Consider the following 19,150-nt stretch of genomic DNA (forward strand, 5'->3'; position numbering starts at 1 on the left):
AGAATGTTATACTATCCAGATATTAAGGTTGCACCTTCAATATTGTCGGCAGACTATTCTAACTTAGAGCGGGATTTAAAAGATCTGGAAGATAAGGGTGCAGATCTCTTCCATATCGATATTATGGATGGGCATTTTGTCCCGAACCTAACAATAGGCCCTGGAGTAATCAAAGATATCAGGAAGATTACCGATCTAGTATTGGATGTACACCTTATGATTGAGGATCCTGAGTTTTTTATTCCGAAGTTTATAGATGCCGGGGCTGATATAATAGACTTCCATGTTGAAGCATTTTTAAAAGAAAGAAAGCTGAACTTAAAGAAACTTACTGAAGTATATAACGGAGTAAAAGGAGTTCGCAAGGGCTTGACAATAAACCCGCCTACAGATGTTGCTTATTTTAAAAAGATATTGGCCAATATAGACTTGGATTTTATACTTATCATGTCGGTTAATCCAGGTTTCGGTGGACAGGCTTTTATAGTCCGGGTCTTAGATAAGGTAAGAACGTTAAGAGAGGAATATGGTTTTAAAGGCGATATTCAGATAGACGGCGGTATAAACGCAGAGACCTCATCTCCCGCTCTAGAGGCGGGGTGTAATATTTTAGTCACAGGTAACTATATACTTAATGCTCTTGATAGAGGAGAGGCTATGTCTAAACTTAGGAATAATATATCTAATTATAAAGGAGGAGCTGGATGATAAGGTTTGGTACCGATGGATGGCGTGCTGTCATTGGAGATGAATATACATTTCAGAACGTAAAGAGGGTGGCACAGGCATATGCTAAGAGTTTGAAATCAAAAAAGAAAAGAGACCTGAGGGTTGCAGTTGGTTTTGATACCAGATTTCTCTCTCCTGAATTTGCAAAAGCAGCAGCAGCAGTATTAGCTGCAAATGGAATAAAAGTTGATCTGTTTAAAACAGTTCTCCCTTCTCCTTCGCTCTGTTTGACAATAATTAACAAGGGATTATCAGGCGGGCTTATGATAACTGCAAGTCATAACCCTTACAATTTCAACGGAATAAAGATAAAAACTGAAAAAGGTTCGCCTGCTTCAGGAGAGGATACAGAGAGAGTAGAGAGATTGATTGGAACGTCAGCTTTAAAAGAGCTTGATTTTGAAGAGGCTAAAAAGACAAAGAAAATAAGAGAGGTTGAATATAGGCAGGAGTATCTAAAACATCTTAAGTCTTACGTAGATTTTAATTTGATAAAGAGTAAGTCTTTAAAAATCATTCATGATTCTATGTATGGTGCCGGTGGAAACCTGATAGCAGAGCTATTTAAGGATACCAAAGTTACTGTGGATACGATCAGAGGAGAGGTAAATCCTTCTTTCTGCGGAATAAGTCCTGAGCCGATACCTAAGAATCTATCTTTGACAATAAAAGAGATGAAAAAGAGAGAGTATGACCTGGCTATTGTAACGGATGGAGATGGAGACAGGATAGGGGCAGTTTTGCCGGGAGGTAAATTCTTATCCCCCGGCTGGATAATGGCGCTTCTTCTGATACATTTTGTCAAAAACAGAAAAGAGAGGGGAGCGGTAGTTAAGACTCTCTCTAATAGCTCTCTGATAAAGAAGATAGCCTCTGATTACGGCCTTAAGCTCTATGAGACCCCTGTAGGTTTTAAGCATATTGCAGAGATAATGCAGCAGCAGGATGTTCTTATAGGGGGTGAAGAATCAGGTGGAATTGGGTTTAAAGATTATATACCCGAAAGAGATGGCATCTTAAGCGGTCTATTGCTCATTGAGATGATGGCTTATGAAAATAGAGGTATTGAAGAGATCGTCTCTAGTGTTGAGAAGAAATTTGGGAACTATCATTACCAAAGAATAGATATAGATTATTCTGAAAGGTTGAAATCAAAATTATTTCAAAAGTTCAAACGTAAGAAGATTAAGAAGATAGCAGGTTACGATGTTGTGAATTATGAAGATTATGACGGCGTAAAGTTCACTCTTAAAGACGGAAGCTGGCTTATCTTCAGGTTCTCTGGTACTGAGCCGATATTAAGGGTATATTCAGAAGCAAAATCAATTAAAAAAGTTAAGGAGCTGCTTGATTTCGGTAGTAAATTTGCATTATCGATAAAGTAGTAAGGTCTGATGGATAAAAAACTAATAAGAAATTTTTCTATAATAGCGCATATTGACCACGGTAAGTCTACTCTGGCTGATAGATTGCTCTTATATACCGGAGCTATAACAAAGCGCGAATTTAAAGCTCAGATATTAGATGATATGGAATTAGAGAGAGAGAGAGGTATAACGATAAAAGCATCTGCGGTAAGGCTCTGGCATAGAGAGGGCGGCAAAAATTATCAGCTTAATTTAATAGATACGCCAGGCCATGTGGATTTTACATCTGAGGTGACCAAGTCAATCTCTTGTTCTGAAGCCGCGCTTTTAATTATTGATGCTGCACAGGGCGTAGAAGCGCAGACAGTAGCAAATCTTCATTTTGCGCTGGAGAGAGACTTAAAGATTATACCGGTAATAAACAAAATAGACCTTCCCAATGCAAGGGTTGATGAGGTTGAACAGCAGGTAGAAGATATACTGCAGATAGAGAGAAGAGATATCCTGAAGACCAGCGCCAAGGAGGGTCTAGGGATAAAAGAGATACTGGATAAAATAGTGCAAGATGTGCCAGCTCCAGCAGGGAAAGAAGAGAGCCCTTTAAAAGCGATGGTATTTGACTCTTACTTTGATGTCTATAGAGGAGTTATCCTATATTTAAGAGTCTTCGATGGTTCTATCAAGTCTGGAGATAGAATAAGATTGTTCTCTCAAAATAGTGAATACGATGTTGAGGAGGTAGGGATATTGACTCCCTATCCTGAGAAGGTCGACTCTTTAGGTGTGGGAGAGGTCGGCTTTATAGCAGCAGGCATAAGGTCTCCGCGTGATGTTATATCTGGTGATACTGTAACCTCTGTTTTAAATCCTGCAGGGGAACCTCTTTCGGGATTTAGAAAGCCTAAACCTATGGTCTATGCCGGGCTCTATCCTGTAAATAGTTCTGATTTTACGTTATTTAGAGACTCCCTGGAAAAACTATCTTTAACCGATTCCGCTTTAACTTTTGAACCTGAAAATTCACCTGCTCTTGGTCCGGGATTTAGATCCGGGTTTTTAGGGTTGCTGCATATGGATATAATTCAGGAGAGATTGGAGAGAGAGTTTGATATAGATATTATCATTACCACTCCCAATGTAAAGTATATTATGGTTAAAAAAGACGGAGCGGAGATAGAGCTTGATACTCCGGCAAAGTTTATCAACTCTAAAGAGATAAAAATTTTAGAACCCTTTGTTAAGGCTTATATTTTGGTGCCTACTGAGTCTATAGGCTCTGTTATGGAGCTTTCTCAGACACGCCGCGGAACATACAAAACCACAGAGTACTACGGTAAGGATAGAGTGGGTATAGTTTACGAGCTTCCTCTTGCCGAGATCCTTGTTGATTTTCATGATAAGATAAAATCGATCACGAGCGGTTACGGTTCTCTGGATTATGAGTTTTTGGAATATAGAGAGGTTAACTTAGTAAGGATAGACGTATTACTAAACGGCGAATCATGTGAGGCGCTCTCTGTTTTGATCAATAAAGAGAAGTCACAATACAAAGGTAGGCAGCTTGTACATCAATTGCGTTCGATAATACCTAAGCAGTTATTCGAAGTGGCGGTTCAGGCTGCGATAGGCAGTAAGGTTGTTGCCAGAGAGACAGTACCCCCCTTAAAAAAACATGTCACAGGTAAATGTTATGGCGGTGATATAACAAGAAAGAGAAAATTATGGAATAGGCAGAGTGAGGGTAAGAAACGTATGAAGAAATTTGGTAAGGTTGATATTCCGCAGGAGGCATTCTTAGCGATGTTAAAATTGGATTAAGGAGATGGTCATGGAAATATATAATCTCATATTAAATCGCAGATCTGTTAGAAAGTTTAAACAGAATAAAATCAATATTGCAACATTGAAAAAGATTGTAAATGCAGGCAGGGTTGCACCATCTGCTGCAAACCTTCAATTTATTGAATATATAATAGTAAATGAAGAGGAGGTAGCAGCCAAGATCTTTCCCCATACCAAGTGGGCTGTATATATCCAGCCGGAGGGCGGGCCTAGTGCTATAGAGAGCCCCAGTGTTTATATTGCCATTTTAATCAACCTCAAGAAGAGCCCCAATCCGGATTTAAGAGATATAGGCGCAGCTGCAGAGAATATAATGCTTGCGGCCGAGAGTTTTTCGCTTTCATCCTGCTGGCTTGGAGCAATAGATGAAAAAGAGCTCTCCAGGATATTTAAATTGCCTGGCGGTATAAAGCTGGATTCTCTTATTGGGTTAGGCTATGGTAGTGAGAGCCCCAGGATGCTGAATTCTGACAAGGATATTAAGTATTGGCGAGACAAGAGAGGGCAACTCTTTGTTCCCAAGAGAAGCTTTGAAAAGATAGCTCACTTTAATAGATACCTTAAATAGGATGAATGACCCTAAGACGGTAGTGGTTATAGCGGCATTCAATGCTCAGCAGTTTATAGGCGATTGTCTTAGCTCTTTAGAGAATCAGGACTATTCGAACTTGGAGGTTTGTGTGGTTGATAACAATTCGGAAGATGATACTGTAGGTATCATCCAGAGATTTAAAAATGTACGGTTAATGAGAAATAAAATTAATAAAGGGGTCTGTAGTGTTAGGAATAGAGTTATAGAAGCTACGGATTCTAAATATGTTCTTACTCTGGATTCAGATATGGTTCTTAATAAAGATTTTGTATCTACCATGGTAAGAGAGGCTGAAAATTCAAACCCCGATATAGGAATGTGGAGCGGGACCGTTATGAGTATGAGAGATAAAAAATCCATTGACTCTCTGGGTATTAAGTTGAGCAGGTTCTACAGGTTTTATGATGTCGGTTACGGGAAAAATATCTCTGATTTAAAAAGAGTGCGGACTAGAGGTATTATAGGGCCTTGTGCGTGTGCCGGTCTATACTTGCGTGAAATGCTGGAGAGCATAAGAAGAGATTTTTGCTCCGACTTTTTTGATTCCAAAATGCATTATCTGGTTGAGGACTTCGATGTTGCTATCAGGGCTCAGGAGAGAGGCTGGGGTTTTGAGTATATTAAAGGTGCGATAGGTTACCATTATAGGCATGGAAGTAATATAATTCCTAAAACGATAAGGTATCTCTCCTTTAGAAATAGATACTATCTTATTATAAAACATTTTCGCTTAAGAGATTTGCCGTATTTAATCTTGTCGCTATTTTTTTATGATCTGCCGCGAGTATTTTATTTGGCAACGGTTGATTATAAGATGGTAGAGAGATCTCTGGCTGATCTGAGTACTATGTTATGGAAAGAGAACTAATATTAAAGAACATAAAAAACCTTAAAGAGTTAACCGTTCGTAATATACGTTTAAAATATGCCTCTACACTCTTAGGCGTAGCCTGGGCCGGTTTGATACCGCTTCTTCTTATGGGTGTGATAGGCTTTGTTTTTATCAGAGTCTTTGGGGTCTCTAAGGAGAATTTCCATGTTTTTGTTCTTTCGGCTCTGATTCCCTGGCTCTATTTTTCCAACGTTATAGTCGAATCTACAGAGGCATTTATGAGAGAAAAATCTATTATGAATCAGTTTGACTTTTCAAAGATCATCTATCCGCTATCCATTGTTCTTTCAAATACGGTTGAGCATATAATAGCCATTCTCTTCCTATTGCCTGTATTTATCTTTTTTAATAAGGCCTTGATTTTTAAATTTCCATTACTGGTCTTACCGATTCTAATCGCTGTAGTATTTGCAGCTGCATTATCTTTGATGGCGGCTATAGTAACTCTATATTTCAGAGATTTCCGGCATCTTCTTGGAGTTCTCTTAATGGCTCTCTTCTGGCTTACCCCGGTTTTCTATTCGCCTTACATGGTTCCTGAGAATATAAGGTTCCTGATATTCTTAAATCCTTTAACATATTTTATCGAACTCTATAGAGGTATATTTATTGCCGGCTACAACCCCTTTTTAAAGAATACATACCTCTATGTTTTAATAATAGGGGTTATCTCTGTTTTATTTGGATTCCTGTTATACAGAAAAACAGAGAGAGAGATATTGAAGAGGAATTAAGATGAGCGATACTATAGCAGCAATAAAGATGGAGGGGCTCTGTGAGTATTACAGGGTAAGGTTTTCCTATCCCGATAAGTCTGTTGATAGAGAGATAAAAGCTCTTGAGGATGTAAGCCTTGAAATCAAAAAAGGAGAGTCCGTAGCGCTGCTCGGCCCAAATGGGGCTGGAAAGACTACGTTGCTTAAGTCGATTGCGGGAATACTCAAGCCGGACTCTGGGACTATAAATGTGGAGGGTAGAGTGAGAGGTATCTTTGCTCTTGAGGCAGGATTTATCCCCGATCTTACAGGATATGAGAATCTTAAAATGGTACTCAAGCTTTATGAGATAGAGAATGAGGCTGTTCTAAGAAATATAGTTGAATTCTCTGAACTTGGAGATTTTATATATGCTCCTTTAAAGACTTATTCCCAGGGGATGTATCTACGTTTGGCATTCTCTCTGGCCATACATACAGATCCGGATATCTTGATAGTAGATGATATTCTAGCAGTCGGAGACTACCATTTTCAGCGGAAATGCGTAAAGAGAATAAAAGAGATTACAGACTCTGAAAAGACAGTGATTATAGTGACCCATAATTTTGATTTAGCAGAACAGTTATGTTCAAAATGTATAGTTTTAGAGAAAGGTAAAATATTTGCAGAAGGTAATATAAGCGAGATGAGAAATATATTCTTTGAAATAGCAGGAGATCTCTGGGGCAGCGGTTATATCAAAAATAGAGATCTCAATGTCGTATTTAATAATGGGAAGATTATCTTAAGATATAAAGGTACTCCTTTAACGGCTGATATGGGCGGTTTCTTGAGTTTTAGAAAAGATGGCGGTGTTCTCTATTCGACCGATTTTAAATGGGACGTAAAAGAATACAAAGATAGATTGACGGCGTATGGGCTAAATAAAGAAGAGGAGATATGTAAGGTAGAGTTAGAGTTAAACCCTGAAGGTATAAACTATACTTTAGAGGGCAGATATCCAGAGCTTGAAATAAATTTTATGCTTAAAGATGTATATTTAGAAGCCCGGATGGATGATGATTCGATTGAGCTCCCTATAGTAGGAAGAGAACTTGCGAGAGAGTGGAAGAAGATAGCCGAGGCTAAGACAAACTATGTAAAACTGATACCCGAATCTGGCAAAGGATATCCCGAAGTATCTTTTATAGTTTACTCCGATAAAGAGGCAAAGATAGAGCTCTTCAACCATTATTTCAATACCTCTATGAGGATAGTACGGATTACAACATCTCAACCCCGCATCAATATCTGCATGATATTGAATCCTGTTCAAAGAGGGGGAGCGGAAAATATCGACTTAAAAAGTAATGTAGTCTTAAAAGAGTTAATTAAGCTAATAAACAGCAATCTGATGGAGCTGTGGAATATAGATACTCCTCTGTTAAAAGCGATTAACTTTATCTCTCATTTTCAAGAAGAGGTATTCGAAGATTTTAAATGCGAATTGTTAAATCAGTCAGATTTGTCAAATCTGCAAATGATAATAAAATTTTCTAAAATTGACGTCTCCCTGCTTTTGATAGTAAGCATAAACTCTTCGGGTTTAACTTTTAATTTTTCTTCTTTTACTCCCGGTGCTGCTGTCCATTTAACAGGTATAGGGTTTGTATTGGATTCAAGAGCAAAATACAGGTACTATAATTCCGATATAATTGAAGGGGTGGTTGGAGAAGAGACCAGTGTACTGACAACGGACTCTCTGACGCTCTCTTCTTCAAAAGACAACATGCCGGAATTAAAACTTACTTTAAACAACCCTACAAGTTTAGAGATTATAGAGGATTGGTATTATAAGAGTGCTACTAATTTAAATTTTTCGCCCCATTTAAGAGAGAATAGTTTTTCAATCAAAATAGCGGTATTATGAAGAAGAACCATATAGAGAGAGATGGTATTAAACTGGAGTTTCTTTTAGGATATGCCGCCTTAAGCTATAGGAATATTATACTAAGTAAAAGTTGTGGATTGTATTCCAGCATCTATCATAACAATACTTGGTATGATTCGCGCTTTGCAACATGGCAGATATTAGATTCAAATAAGGAGAGTATATCTTTATACGGAGAGTGGGCAAATCTTCCTCACAGACAGAGCTGGGATTTTAAGTTCAAAGACGGTAAATTACATTGGACTCTAAGATGGGAAAATTTGAGGGATTTAAGCTTAGATATGATCCAACAGAATTTTATGCTTATAGATGAATATACTGATTTTTTGGTCAAGGATTATGCTCAGGGTAAATTTCCAGAATATTTCTCTAATTTTAAAGGCTTGCTTTGGGATAGAATCTGGTCTATGCCTCAACTGAAAGATAGCCAGATAACATTTAAATCGGCCAATAGCTCTGTACCGAATTTAACCTGGATATCGGTTTTAACCAAAAAAGATACCTTATGTGTGATTGAGAATACAGGTTTTGAAGATTCAGCCAGAGTATTACAATTACTTTTTGTAAATACAGAAGGCGGTCCAATCAAAGACAACTGTACCATATCGCTAGAGAGTGTGCTGAAAATTGATTAAGAGAGCCAAGCTTATTTTAAAAAAACTGCCATCTTTTTTAAAAGATAAGGGTATAATTATAACTTCTATTAAAATCTATGAGTATCTGCTCTTTAGAACTGCAGAGAGAAAAAAGAGAAAGGCAAAACCACTCTCAATCTTAAAAGATGATATTACGGTAATCACAAACTCAAAAGGTGTAAGTTTAATAGCAGGGGGAAGATTTATCACAAATAATGTCGGGTTCCATAGCGCTATTAAAAATCTGGAAAAATGGCACGATTCAACACAGGCCGAATTTAAGTTTATAAAAAGAGCAGGTTCTCTTATTATCAAAGAGTGGTGGTGGAATCTGCCTCTTAAGTATAAATGGGTCTTTACTCTTAAAGAGAGAAGTATTCTTTGGAAAGGCTCGCTCATAGTCGAGAACTATATTATGATTGAAGTGATAAAAACTGGTTTAATTGTTAATAATATTTATGACAGTCTGGTTCTGGGTAAGAAGAGTCTGGACTTACCTGAAAAGAGCCTTCAATGGCAGGAGATGGATAGGATCGGGAAAAGAACTCTCTTGACTCTAGGCGTTAAAGATAACCCTCTCAGCTTCCCGGATTTGAAATTCAAGATAATCAACTCGCTCTATCCCTGTAAGATGATAGTACAGAATACAGATAATTATCTTAACGGTAGGTTGCTGCAGATGATCATGGAAGATGAGAGAGAGTACAGGTCGGGCGAATATGAGCTTTTTGAGTTGGAGATTTCGGTTATTAAGAAATGAAAGTAGCGCTTCTAAATATGCCTTGGAAATGTCACGGACTCTGGGGGGTAAGAGCGGGTTCACGCTGGCCTCATCTAAGAGATCCAAATAATGAAAGAGATTATCTGCCTTATCCTTTTTTCTTGGGTTATGCAGCGGCATTATTAAAAAAGAATGGATTCAGTGCGGTTCTCATAGATGCAATAGCAGAACAGATAGAGATGCCTGATTTCATAAGGGCTCTTGAGGAGGAGAGACCTGATCTGATAGTTGCCGAGACATCAACTCCCTCTTTAGATTACGACCTCTCTCTTGCTCAAAGAATAAGAGATATCGCCCCTATTGCATTCTGCGGTCCGGAACAGAACATAAGAGATGTAGATTTTTTAAAGGAAAGAGATTTTATCGACTATGTCTTAATCGGCGAATATGAAAATATACTTCTCAGCCTGGCTTCTGCTTTAAGAGATAGGAGGCCGCTCTCTAAAGTAAAAGGTATAATTTATAGAGAGAACGGCAGAATAGTTAAAAACGGCCAGGCTGACTTAATAAAAGAATTAGATACCCTTCCCTGGCCTCAGAGAGAAGGTCTTTTTATGGAGCATTATGTCGATGCTCCCGGCGGTATGCCTCTACCGTCTGCCCAGATGTGGACATCGCGAGGCTGCCCCTTTAAATGTATATTCTGTCTCTGGCCTCACATAATGTATCACGGTAATACTTACCGAATACGGGATATTTTCAATGTGGTAGATGAGATGGAGTATCTTATAAAAGAGAGATGTTTCAAATCCATATATATTGATGATGATACTGCAAACGTGAATAAAAAGTTTTTGATGGGAATTGCGGCTGAGATCAAAAGAAGGAAGTTGAAATTCCCCTGGGCTATCATGGCCAGGCCAGACCTTATGGATAGAGAGTTACTCTTTAGTTTGCGCCAGGCAGGGTTATATAGCGTAAAATATGGGGTTGAGTCATCTTCTCAGAGGCTTATTAAAAACGCCAATAAGAATATGGATTTAAAATACGCGCTTAAGATGATCAGGCTAACCCACTCTTTGGGCATAAAGACACATCTTACCTTCACTTTTGGACTACCTGGGGAGACAAAGAAGACAATAGAGAGGACGATAGACCTGGCTTGTGAACTAAACCCTTACTCGGTTCAGTTCTCTCTGACTACGCCATTCCCCGGGACAAGTTATTTTAAAAGTCTTAAAGAGAAGGGCTGGATTGAGCCGGATGATTGGAGTTCTTTTGACGGACATAAAGCCTCTATTGTAAATCTTACCGGTCTTAAGTCAGAGGAGCTGGAAAGGTCTCTGTTTAAGGCCTATAGAGTGTGGAATCAGAGTAAGAGAGACTCTCTGCTTAAGAAAACTAAAATCGAAGAGATAAAGTCATTTTGGAACTACCTCAATCTCTATGGTGTTAAATTTGCATTACAGAAAAAATCTTCTTACCTGCATGTAAAACAGCAATTAAAGGCTGAAGAAGGCAGCAGACAACAGCAAGCCGAGAATAATGCTGTATTGAAAGGTATCTTGAGCGGCCATACCACTTATAGCGGTCCCAAAATAGCAGTTATAGATATAACCAATAAATGTAATTTAAACTGTATAGGCTGCTGGCTCTATTCACCCTATCTAAAAGGAGTAAAGAGAGAGAGATTAGAAGAAGAGCTGGATTTAAATACCATAAAAGATGTTGTTGATGAGCTCCATAAGGGAGGGGTAGAGGAGATACAGATCTCAGGCGGCGGAGAACCGCTGATTCACCCTGATCTTTTAAAAATCGTTAAATATATAAAGATAAAGAAGATACGCTTACACCTTGTGACTAACTTTACTCTCTTCAACAAAAAACTCATAGATGAACTCTTTAAACTCCGGATAGACTATATTACTATCAGTCTCTGGGCAGGAGATGCAAAGACCTACCTTAAGACACATCCAGGTTCAAAGCCTGATATGTTTGAGAAGATAGCCGTAAACATAGAATATTTGCTTAAGAGAAGAGAGGAGGATAGACCGATTGTCAAAATATATAATGTGATATCCAAGGTAAACTATCGTAACATTCCTCAAATGCTGGATTTTGCATTAGATAGAGGGGTAGACTATCTTGAGTTTCAGTTGATGGAGCCAATAGAAGGCAAGACAGAGCATCTGGTTGTTACAAAGAAAGAGGCTCTTGATATTAATGAGATGCTTATTCGGTTTAAAGATCGCAAAGATTATGTACCGGATTTTATATCAAATGAAGATCTTGAAGTTTTTGAGTTGTCTTCACATAAAAACGAGCTTAAGGATTTTGGTAGATTTTTAAAGAAGTTCAGAAAGGGGTTCAACCTCACTAACGGCATAAGGCTGGCAAGATGCCCTGACGGAAAGTACAGCGAAAAGAGAGTACCTTATCCGCCAAAAGATGTAAGACATATAAACTATTATTTTAATCGGGATATATGCAGAGGGTGCAAGCTGCATCAAAAATGCTATAAGGAGAATAGCGAGACACCGCTTGAAGTAGATCTTTTGACGGTTTTAGGAATTGAGACTTTTCTGAGGCGTGTAGATTCAATATCCAAAGAACGCTTAAATTTAGATGGGGAGTTCGTAGATTCGCTGCCCTGTTATGTAGGATGGTATTTTACAAGGATAACCACCAGCGGTGATGTTAAACCCTGCTGCAAGGCGGAGGATATAGTGCTTGGCAATATTAAAGAGAGCCGTTTTCAGGATATATTCTCATCCAGCTCTTACAATAGGTTCCGTTATAACTGCAAGAATCTCTCTAAAAAAGAGGACTATTTCTCAACTATAGATTGCTACAGAGTCTGCGATAATCTCGGAATGAACCTAAATACCCATAGAGAGATATTGGATAATATTAGACTCAGAGACTATAGTTCTTCGGATGTTAAATACCATAAGAGAAGCATTGTAATACCGGCTAAAAGTTTTAAGTACGGTAATCTCAATAGAGATAACAACTCTTTTGGTGATGAGATAGTTGTAGATGGAGGAGCTGGTTTTGGGTATGCAGAGTACAGTATAGAGATTTCAACTCCCGGATTTTATGAACTCTATATTAGATATGCTTCCGAGATACCAAGACCTGTTGAGCTCAGGATAGACAATGAGTATCTTGGTAAAATCGCAAAAGCTACGACAGGCGGCTGGGAGAGAAAGTATCTTAAATATTCTAAAGAACTGGAGCATTATTTTGATGCAGGAATTCATAAGATAGAGATATACTCTTCTCTCTATATCCCGCACATAGAGAGATTTGAACTGAGAGTTAAAAACAGAGAGAGAGAGCTGCCTCTCTGTGACCCGTCAACGCTCTATGGTAAAAAAGCCCCCTTAGAAATAATAAAGGAATCATTTAAAACGCATGGAGCAAGACTAACTTTAAAGAGAATTTTAAAATTCTTAAAACCCGGCAATCTTATCAGCAGCTACCTGGATATTATAGGCATATTTGACTCAAAATATGCCTATAAGGGCCCTTTTCATGTCCAGATAGATCTGACCAACAACTGTAATAATGATTGTATAGGGTGCTGGTGTAATTCACCTCTCCTGGAGGAGCAGAGAATGCCCTCTGAATTAAAAAAACAGTATATACCTTTCAATACTCTCAAAGGTGTTTTAAATGAGGTAAAAGAGGTGGGTGCAAAAGAGGTCTATTATTCCGGCGGCGGAGAGCCTTTCATGCATCCTGAGATAATGGAAGTCTTAGAATATACAAAAAGGTTGGGATTGATCTGTTATGTAAACACAAATTTTACACTGCTTGACAAGAATAAGATTGATCGCCTGATAGCAATTGGAGTCGACCATCTGACAGTAAGTATTTGGGCTGGGAGTGCAGAGACTTACTCCGATACTCATCCTAATAAGAGCAAAGAGATATTCTATAAAATAAAAGAGAATCTGATATACCTTAACCGCAATAAGAATAGAGCTCCGCTGATAAAGCTTTATGAGGTAATATTCAACCTTAATTATCACGAGATAAAAGAGATGATCGATTTTGCGCGCAGCAGCTGCTGTGAATCCGTTGAATTTACTCTTATAGATACTATCCCGGGTAAGACCGGCAGACTCTCTTTAAATAAGAGGGAGAGAGAAGAGCTTTACAGTAATTGCAGCGAAATATCCAAAGAGTTAGCTCCTAACTTCAATTACAGAGGAGTTCACCTCTTCAGGTTTGATCAGTTCATGAGAAGATTGAGCGAAGATGAAGCTGTTAGAGAGGCAAAGTATGACAGGAATATCATTGACTCAATGCCTTGCTATATCGGCTGGCTCTTTGCCCGAATACTTCCGGATGGCAATATCAACACCTGCTTGAAATCGCACAGGTTTCCTGTGGGTAATATCTACGAGGGGAGCTTCCGTGAAATCTGGAATTCACCCAGACAGATATACTGCAGAGAGAAGATGCTTTGCTATGAGAAAAAGGATCCTTTCTTTAAGATTATCGGTAATGATCCAGACATAGAAGAGGCAGGATGTTATAAGAGCTGCGATGATATAGGGCGTAATCTTCACATGCATAAGAAGATTATGTCCTTAACAAAGCTGGAAAGATTAGTCTTGAGATTAATAGCCAAATATAAGAAGAAGAGCAGGATAAAAAGGAGAGACGGCCTTAAGGAGCTGAGTCAAGTTCAGATGGAAGATAAGGTAAGAGCAGGTATTATAACCTCCAGGAAGGCTTTTCAGGGGCCGGAGCATATTGTTATGGATTTAACCAACAGGTGTCAGTTGAGGTGTAACGGCTGCTGGCTCTACTCTCCTCTTCTTAAGACAAACAAGCCTTCGTCAGAATGGTTAAATAAGGAGATCCCGCTATATAGCGCTAAAAGCTTCATAAGAGAAGCAATAGCTATGGGGCTTAAGATAATACGTTTTACAGGCGGAGGAGAACCTCTGCTTTATAAAGGGGTCTTTGAATTGATTGAGATAGCCAAGTCAAACGGTGTTAAGACCTGTCTTACGAGCAATTTTTACGGTTTAGATAAAGAGAGAGTGAAAAGGCTTGCAGATTTAAATCTGGATGAACTTGCTTTGAGTATCTGGGCCCCGGACCCCCAGACTTACGCTCTGCTGCATCCCGGGACAGAGAGAGAAGATTTTCTTAAGATAAAAGAGGGTATAGCCCTCTTTAACTCTATTAAGGCTAAAGATACCAAGGTTACAATAGCGAATGTCATTAGCAGCCAGAATTTTAAGAAGATAAAAGAGATGGTCGATTTTGCTTTAGAGACAAGGTCGGATGCTCTATATTTCACTCTCGTAGATACATTTAAGGGGGAGACCGATACCCTGCTTTTAAAAGAAGATCAGCTTGTGCAATTGAATTCTGATCTTAAAAGTATTCTCTCCTCTCTTAAAGATAATAGAATAGAGATAGAGAACCTTAATGGTTTTATTGAAAGGCTGAATTCAAATAATAGATTTGGTAATTACGACAGAGAGAGGATCGATAGAGTTTCATGCTATGTCGGCTGGTATTTTCTGCGCATCTTGGCGGATGGTTCCGCTGTTCCATGCTGCAGGGGGGTAGATTATATTATGGGTAATATCAACATTTCATCGCTCTCTGATATCTGGTATTCCAGAAAGTATGATGGTTTTAGGCATAGAGCAAAGAATTTCAAAAAAGACCATCCTTTCTTTATGAAGATGGACTGCTATAAAGAGTGTGATAATTTTATGCATAACGAACAAGTCCATGAAAGAGTAAGCCGAAAATAGATGGAGACAGCTATTTTTCCTAATTATCTCATGGTTCAAACAGTTGCAGGCTGTAATGCTAGCTGTTATTTCTGCCCCTACCCCTATCTTAAAGGCAGGATAAAATCTCAAAAGATGGACTTTAAAATCTTCAGAAAAATAATCGATGAGTGTAAAGACTATAAGGATTTGAAAGTGGTGATGCCTTACCTAATGAACGAGCCCCTGCTTGATAGAGAGATAGATAAGAAGATAGTCTATATCAAAAAGAGGTTGCCCTGGAGCTCAGCTCATATCTTAACCAACGGCAGCCTTCTGGATGAAGATATGAGTCTTAAGCTTATTGGGAGCGGTATAGATTGGGTTGGGTTTAGCCTGCACGGAATAACCGAAAATACTATCAAGAAGACTATGGGCTTGGATTTAGAGAGAGTCTTGGATAATATATCGAACTTTATAAAAATTGCCCAGAGAGATAGAAAAGATATAGCCGATTTTATAATGCTCACTCTCATAAAAAATGAGAGATTATCAGAAAAGGAGCTTGAAGATGCAGTCAGTTTTTGGAAGAGAAAAGGCATTAAAAGAATAAGCAGATACTCTCACCCTATATCTAGAGCTGGCAATGTACCTCTGCTGAATAAAGTAAGAAATGAGAGACTGTATGGTTGTAACTCTATCTGGGCCGATAAGATGATCCATATTCTTTCAAATGGAGATGTAGTCCTCTGCTGCATGGATTGGAAGAGAGAGGCTCTGCTGGGTAATATTGAAAAAGATTCTCTCTATGATATCTGGCACTCAAAAAAATATAATAATTTAAGAAGTCAGATAGACGGGGAGACGGCGGCAGAGAAAGAACTGATATGCCTTAGGTGTGAATGCGCCCAGTCAGAACCCAGGAGAGAGAATAAGAAGATAACCTTGATCATTCCTCCACCCTGGGGTGTTGAGAGGCCCCCTGTTGGTTTAGCTGTAATAGCCGAGGTATTAAGAGCATCTGGTTATAGGGTAAGAGTCATGGACTTAAATCTTAAGATTCATAACTCTGTAGATGAGGATGATAGAAAGTATTGGGGGATGGACTGCTCCCTTTACTTTAGAGATAAAAGATTCATCGACTCTCTAATGGAGAAGTATGCTGATCTCTTCTCTGAAATAGAGGATGATTTTAAGAGCGACGATTCAGGTATAGCTGCATTCTCGGTACCTACAAATTCAATGTATCTAATGCTGAAGTGGATGATTGAGAAGATAAAATATAACCAATCTCGGAAGAAAATTATACTAGGGGGGATTTCGGTTACAGTAAAAGAGCAGAGAGACGAGCTTTTTGAGATTCTAGGCAATCTTAACTTGATAGATGCGGTAGTTCTTGGAGAAGGCGAAGATACCATTTTAAAGCTTGTTCATAAGTTATCCGGCAACAGGTCTATAGTCGATGTCAAAAACACCGTTATAGTTCAAGACGGCAATTTTATAGAGACAGAACCCGGAAAGATAGAGAGCTTAGACAGAATCCCTTTTCCTAAATATGAAGGGTTTTTGCTTAAAGAGTATACAAAGAGTAACAGCATCTCTTTAGAGCTCTCCCGGGGCTGCATAGGCAGATGTAGTTTCTGCAGCTTTAAGATCTTAAGCTCTTCTTACAAAAGAAAATCTCCTAAAAGAGTAATAGCTGAGCTTAAGTATTATAAAAAAGAGTTAAAAAAAGAGTATTTCTCTATCGTGGACTCATCGATAAATGCTGATTTAAAATGGCTGGAAAGATTATCTGAACTGATAATAAAAGAGGATCTTAAGATAAAGCTTACAGCCCTTGCAATACCGCGGGGAGATATGAACATGGGGCTGCTTAAAAAGATGAAGAGGGCAGGTTTCTATAGATTAGAGTATGGAGTAGAGAGCGGCTCCAGCAGAATACTTAAGCTTATGGGTAAGACGTTCTTGGCAGAAGACGCAAAAAGGGCTCTCTCTTTGACGAAGAGAGCAAATATAAAAAACGTACTCTACTTTATTGTCGGGTTTCCAACCGAGAGCAATGATGATTTTCAGAAGACACTTGATTTTATAGAATCGAATAAGACGAACATAGATTATGTTAAATCTGTAAATCCTCTCTTCCTGATGGCCGGCTCAGAGATATTTGCAAACCCTGAAAAGTTTAATATCAGACTGCCTAACGAAAGTCCTGATATCAAATGGTTCATAGAAGGGGAGAATGATTTTGATCTTAGAATGGAGCGGGTTAAAAGAGTACATAGGCTTTTAAGAGAGTTAAACATCTCTTATACCACTGAAGCAACGGCTTTACCGGATGAAGAGAGTAAGGTCAAGAAGAAGGATATAGCTCTTGTTACAACAGCTCCCTGGGGCATCAATAATCCGCCTCTGGCGCTTGGATATCTGGCAGACTATCTTAGAAAACATAACTATGACCCCGCTGTATTTGATTTTAATATTGAATTTTACAACTCTATAGATAAAGAGTTGCAGCATCTCTGGCATGTTGAGAACAAGAACTTCTGGAGAGACAAAGAATGGTTTGATATTATCCTGAAGATCTTTGACAAAGATATAGATTTGGCCGTAAACAGAATAATAGAGAGCGGTGCTGAAGTCATAGGGTTCTCTGTGGTAGATCCTAAAGAACGGCTGACAATAGAATTTATAAAGAGAATAAAGGCAAAGGATAGCTCAAAAAAGATCATCTTGGGCGGCCCTGCTACATTGACGGCACATTCAAGAAATATTTTTATAGATAACATCGCAGAGCATATAGATTTTTTTGTCGTTGGGGAAGGAGAGGAGACGCTCCTTGAGATAATGAAAGACGGGAATTGCAAGGATATTTCTGGAGCAATAAGGATGGTTAATGATAAACCAACTGCATTAAAAGAGAGAGCGGTAATAAAAGATTTAAATAGTATACCATACCCCGGCTATAGAGATTTTGATCTGAGTCTCTATCCGGGTGAGTCTCTTATTCTGGAGTGGTCCCGGGGCTGTATAGGAAGTTGTGCTTTCTGTATTAATCATGAGCTTATAAAAGGCTACCGTTCACGTTCTGCAGAGCATATCTTTGAAGAGTTAAGATATCACACGGATGTTAACGGTATAAGTAACTTTACTATCTGCGATCCGCTCTTAAATGGAAGCCCTCAAATTTTAGAGCGGCTTTGCGATAAGATCATAGAGAGTGGACTTAAAATAGAGTGGACAGGTGAGGTTATGCCTAGAAAGGATATGGAAATATCTACTCTTAAAAGGATGAGAGAGGCGGGGTGTGTTAAGCTTCAGGTTGGACTGGAGAGCGGTTCTGATAAAGTCTTAAAGAGGATGCGTAAGTTATACAACGTTAAGACAGCTGAAGATTTCTTGAGAAAAGCATCTCTTGCAGGTATGGAGACAGAACTTTTTGTCATGATAGGTTTTCCATCTGAAGATGAGATTGAATTTCAGAAAACAGCAGATTTCTTTAGACGTAACAAAGAGTATATTAACACTATCAAATCGATAAATACTCTTCACCTTATAGCAGGTACGGATCTATATAAAAATTACTCTAAATTTAAAATAAAGCCTTTACCCGACGACAACTGGCACTATCTCTGGGAGACCGAAGACGGCAACAGTTATCCTTTAAGGAGAGAGAGGGGTGAGTCTCTTCTAAGGTTGGCAGAAGAGCTGGGTTTTAAAGTTATGGAGACAAACCTAGAGGAGGGTAAGCAGCAGAGAGAGAATAATGTCGATATCTCTAGGCTAGAGGTTCTTGTAAACAGAATTCAGTCTCTTCCTCGGGAGAGAAGAGATTTATCAGGTGAGGTTTTAATTCCAAGAAAGCGAATCTTAAAACTGCCTTACCTGGTTTTGATAGTTGTTCTAACTTTGGCAGCAGAGGTATATCTTTGGTTCTTGAGAAAAGCAAGGAGAATGATAATCTTTCCCGGAAGTTAAT

At 38.7% G+C, this 19,150-nt stretch carries 11 protein-coding genes; all 11 read left to right on the forward strand.

Going from position 1 to position 19,150, the window contains the following annotated elements; all coding sequences use genetic code 11:
- Positions 1-3: 3 nt before the first annotated feature.
- Genes rpe through P9L98_04520 form a run of 11 tightly spaced genes read left to right on the forward strand, consistent with a single transcriptional unit; the run spans position 4 to position 19,149 of the window.
- Complete coding sequence (rpe, locus tag P9L98_04470) at positions 4-708, forward strand: ribulose-phosphate 3-epimerase (GenBank protein MDP8216551.1); 705 nt, start codon at positions 4-6, stop codon at positions 706-708.
- Positions 705-2,114, forward strand: coding sequence for a phosphoglucomutase/phosphomannomutase family protein (locus P9L98_04475; GenBank protein MDP8216552.1), 1,410 nt, complete (start codon positions 705-707; stop codon positions 2,112-2,114). The genes rpe and P9L98_04475 overlap by 4 nt, the downstream gene beginning before the upstream one ends.
- Before the next feature lie 9 nt (positions 2,115-2,123).
- Entirely contained in the window at positions 2,124-3,914 is a 1,791-nt protein-coding gene (gene lepA / locus P9L98_04480) for a translation elongation factor 4 (protein MDP8216553.1), read from the forward strand.
- Positions 3,915-3,924: 10 nt separating this feature from the next.
- Positions 3,925-4,506, forward strand: a complete 582-nt coding sequence (locus P9L98_04485) for a nitroreductase family protein (GenBank protein MDP8216554.1) — start codon at positions 3,925-3,927, stop codon at positions 4,504-4,506.
- Between the two features lies 1 nt (position 4,507).
- A complete protein-coding gene (locus P9L98_04490) occupies positions 4,508-5,398 on the forward strand; it encodes a glycosyltransferase (protein ID MDP8216555.1) in 891 nt (296 codons plus the stop codon).
- Positions 5,383-6,156: an ABC transporter permease gene (locus P9L98_04495; protein MDP8216556.1), complete on the forward strand. Its 774-nt coding sequence runs from the start codon at positions 5,383-5,385 to the stop codon at positions 6,154-6,156. Before P9L98_04490 ends, P9L98_04495 begins: the two co-directional genes overlap by 16 nt.
- Before the next feature lies 1 nt (position 6,157).
- Entirely contained in the window at positions 6,158-8,047 is a 1,890-nt protein-coding gene (locus tag P9L98_04500) for an ABC transporter ATP-binding protein (GenBank protein MDP8216557.1), read from the forward strand.
- Positions 8,044-8,703, forward strand: a complete 660-nt coding sequence (locus P9L98_04505; protein MDP8216558.1) for a hypothetical protein — start codon at positions 8,044-8,046, stop codon at positions 8,701-8,703. The genes P9L98_04500 and P9L98_04505 overlap by 4 nt, the downstream gene beginning before the upstream one ends.
- On the forward strand, positions 8,696-9,463 hold the full coding sequence (locus tag P9L98_04510) for a hypothetical protein (GenBank protein ID MDP8216559.1): 768 nt from the start codon (positions 8,696-8,698) through the stop codon (positions 9,461-9,463). Before P9L98_04505 ends, P9L98_04510 begins: the two co-directional genes overlap by 8 nt.
- Positions 9,460-15,213 carry a radical SAM protein gene (locus P9L98_04515; protein MDP8216560.1) on the forward strand — a complete coding sequence of 1,918 codons (5,754 nt, stop codon included), beginning with the start codon at positions 9,460-9,462 and terminating at the stop codon, positions 15,211-15,213. Before P9L98_04510 ends, P9L98_04515 begins: the two co-directional genes overlap by 4 nt.
- Positions 15,214-19,149, forward strand: coding sequence for a radical SAM protein (locus P9L98_04520; GenBank protein MDP8216561.1), 3,936 nt, complete (start codon positions 15,214-15,216; stop codon positions 19,147-19,149).
- Position 19,150: the final 1 nt, after the last annotated feature.

The sequence above is a fragment of the Candidatus Kaelpia imicola genome (assembly GCA_030765505.1).
Taxonomy (GTDB): domain Bacteria; phylum Omnitrophota; class Gorgyraeia; order Kaelpiales; family Kaelpiaceae; genus Kaelpia; species Kaelpia imicola.

Excerpts from the sequence above, each read along its gene's own strand:
- rpe (MDP8216551.1), top strand. The coding sequence starts at position 4 with ATGTTATACTATCCAGATATTAAGGTTGCACCTTCAATATTGTCGGCA.
- P9L98_04475 (MDP8216552.1), top strand. The coding sequence starts at position 705 with ATGATAAGGTTTGGTACCGATGGATGGCGTGCTGTCATTGGAGATGAA.
- lepA (MDP8216553.1), top strand. The coding sequence starts at position 2,124 with ATGGATAAAAAACTAATAAGAAATTTTTCTATAATAGCGCATATTGAC.
- P9L98_04485 (MDP8216554.1), top strand. The coding sequence starts at position 3,925 with ATGGAAATATATAATCTCATATTAAATCGCAGATCTGTTAGAAAGTTT.
- P9L98_04490 (MDP8216555.1), top strand. The coding sequence starts at position 4,508 with ATGAATGACCCTAAGACGGTAGTGGTTATAGCGGCATTCAATGCTCAG.
- P9L98_04495 (MDP8216556.1), top strand. The coding sequence starts at position 5,383 with ATGGAAAGAGAACTAATATTAAAGAACATAAAAAACCTTAAAGAGTTA.
- P9L98_04500 (MDP8216557.1), top strand. The coding sequence starts at position 6,158 with ATGAGCGATACTATAGCAGCAATAAAGATGGAGGGGCTCTGTGAGTAT.
- P9L98_04505 (MDP8216558.1), top strand. The coding sequence starts at position 8,044 with ATGAAGAAGAACCATATAGAGAGAGATGGTATTAAACTGGAGTTTCTT.
- P9L98_04515 (MDP8216560.1), top strand. The coding sequence starts at position 9,460 with ATGAAAGTAGCGCTTCTAAATATGCCTTGGAAATGTCACGGACTCTGG.
- P9L98_04520 (MDP8216561.1), top strand. The coding sequence starts at position 15,214 with ATGGAGACAGCTATTTTTCCTAATTATCTCATGGTTCAAACAGTTGCA.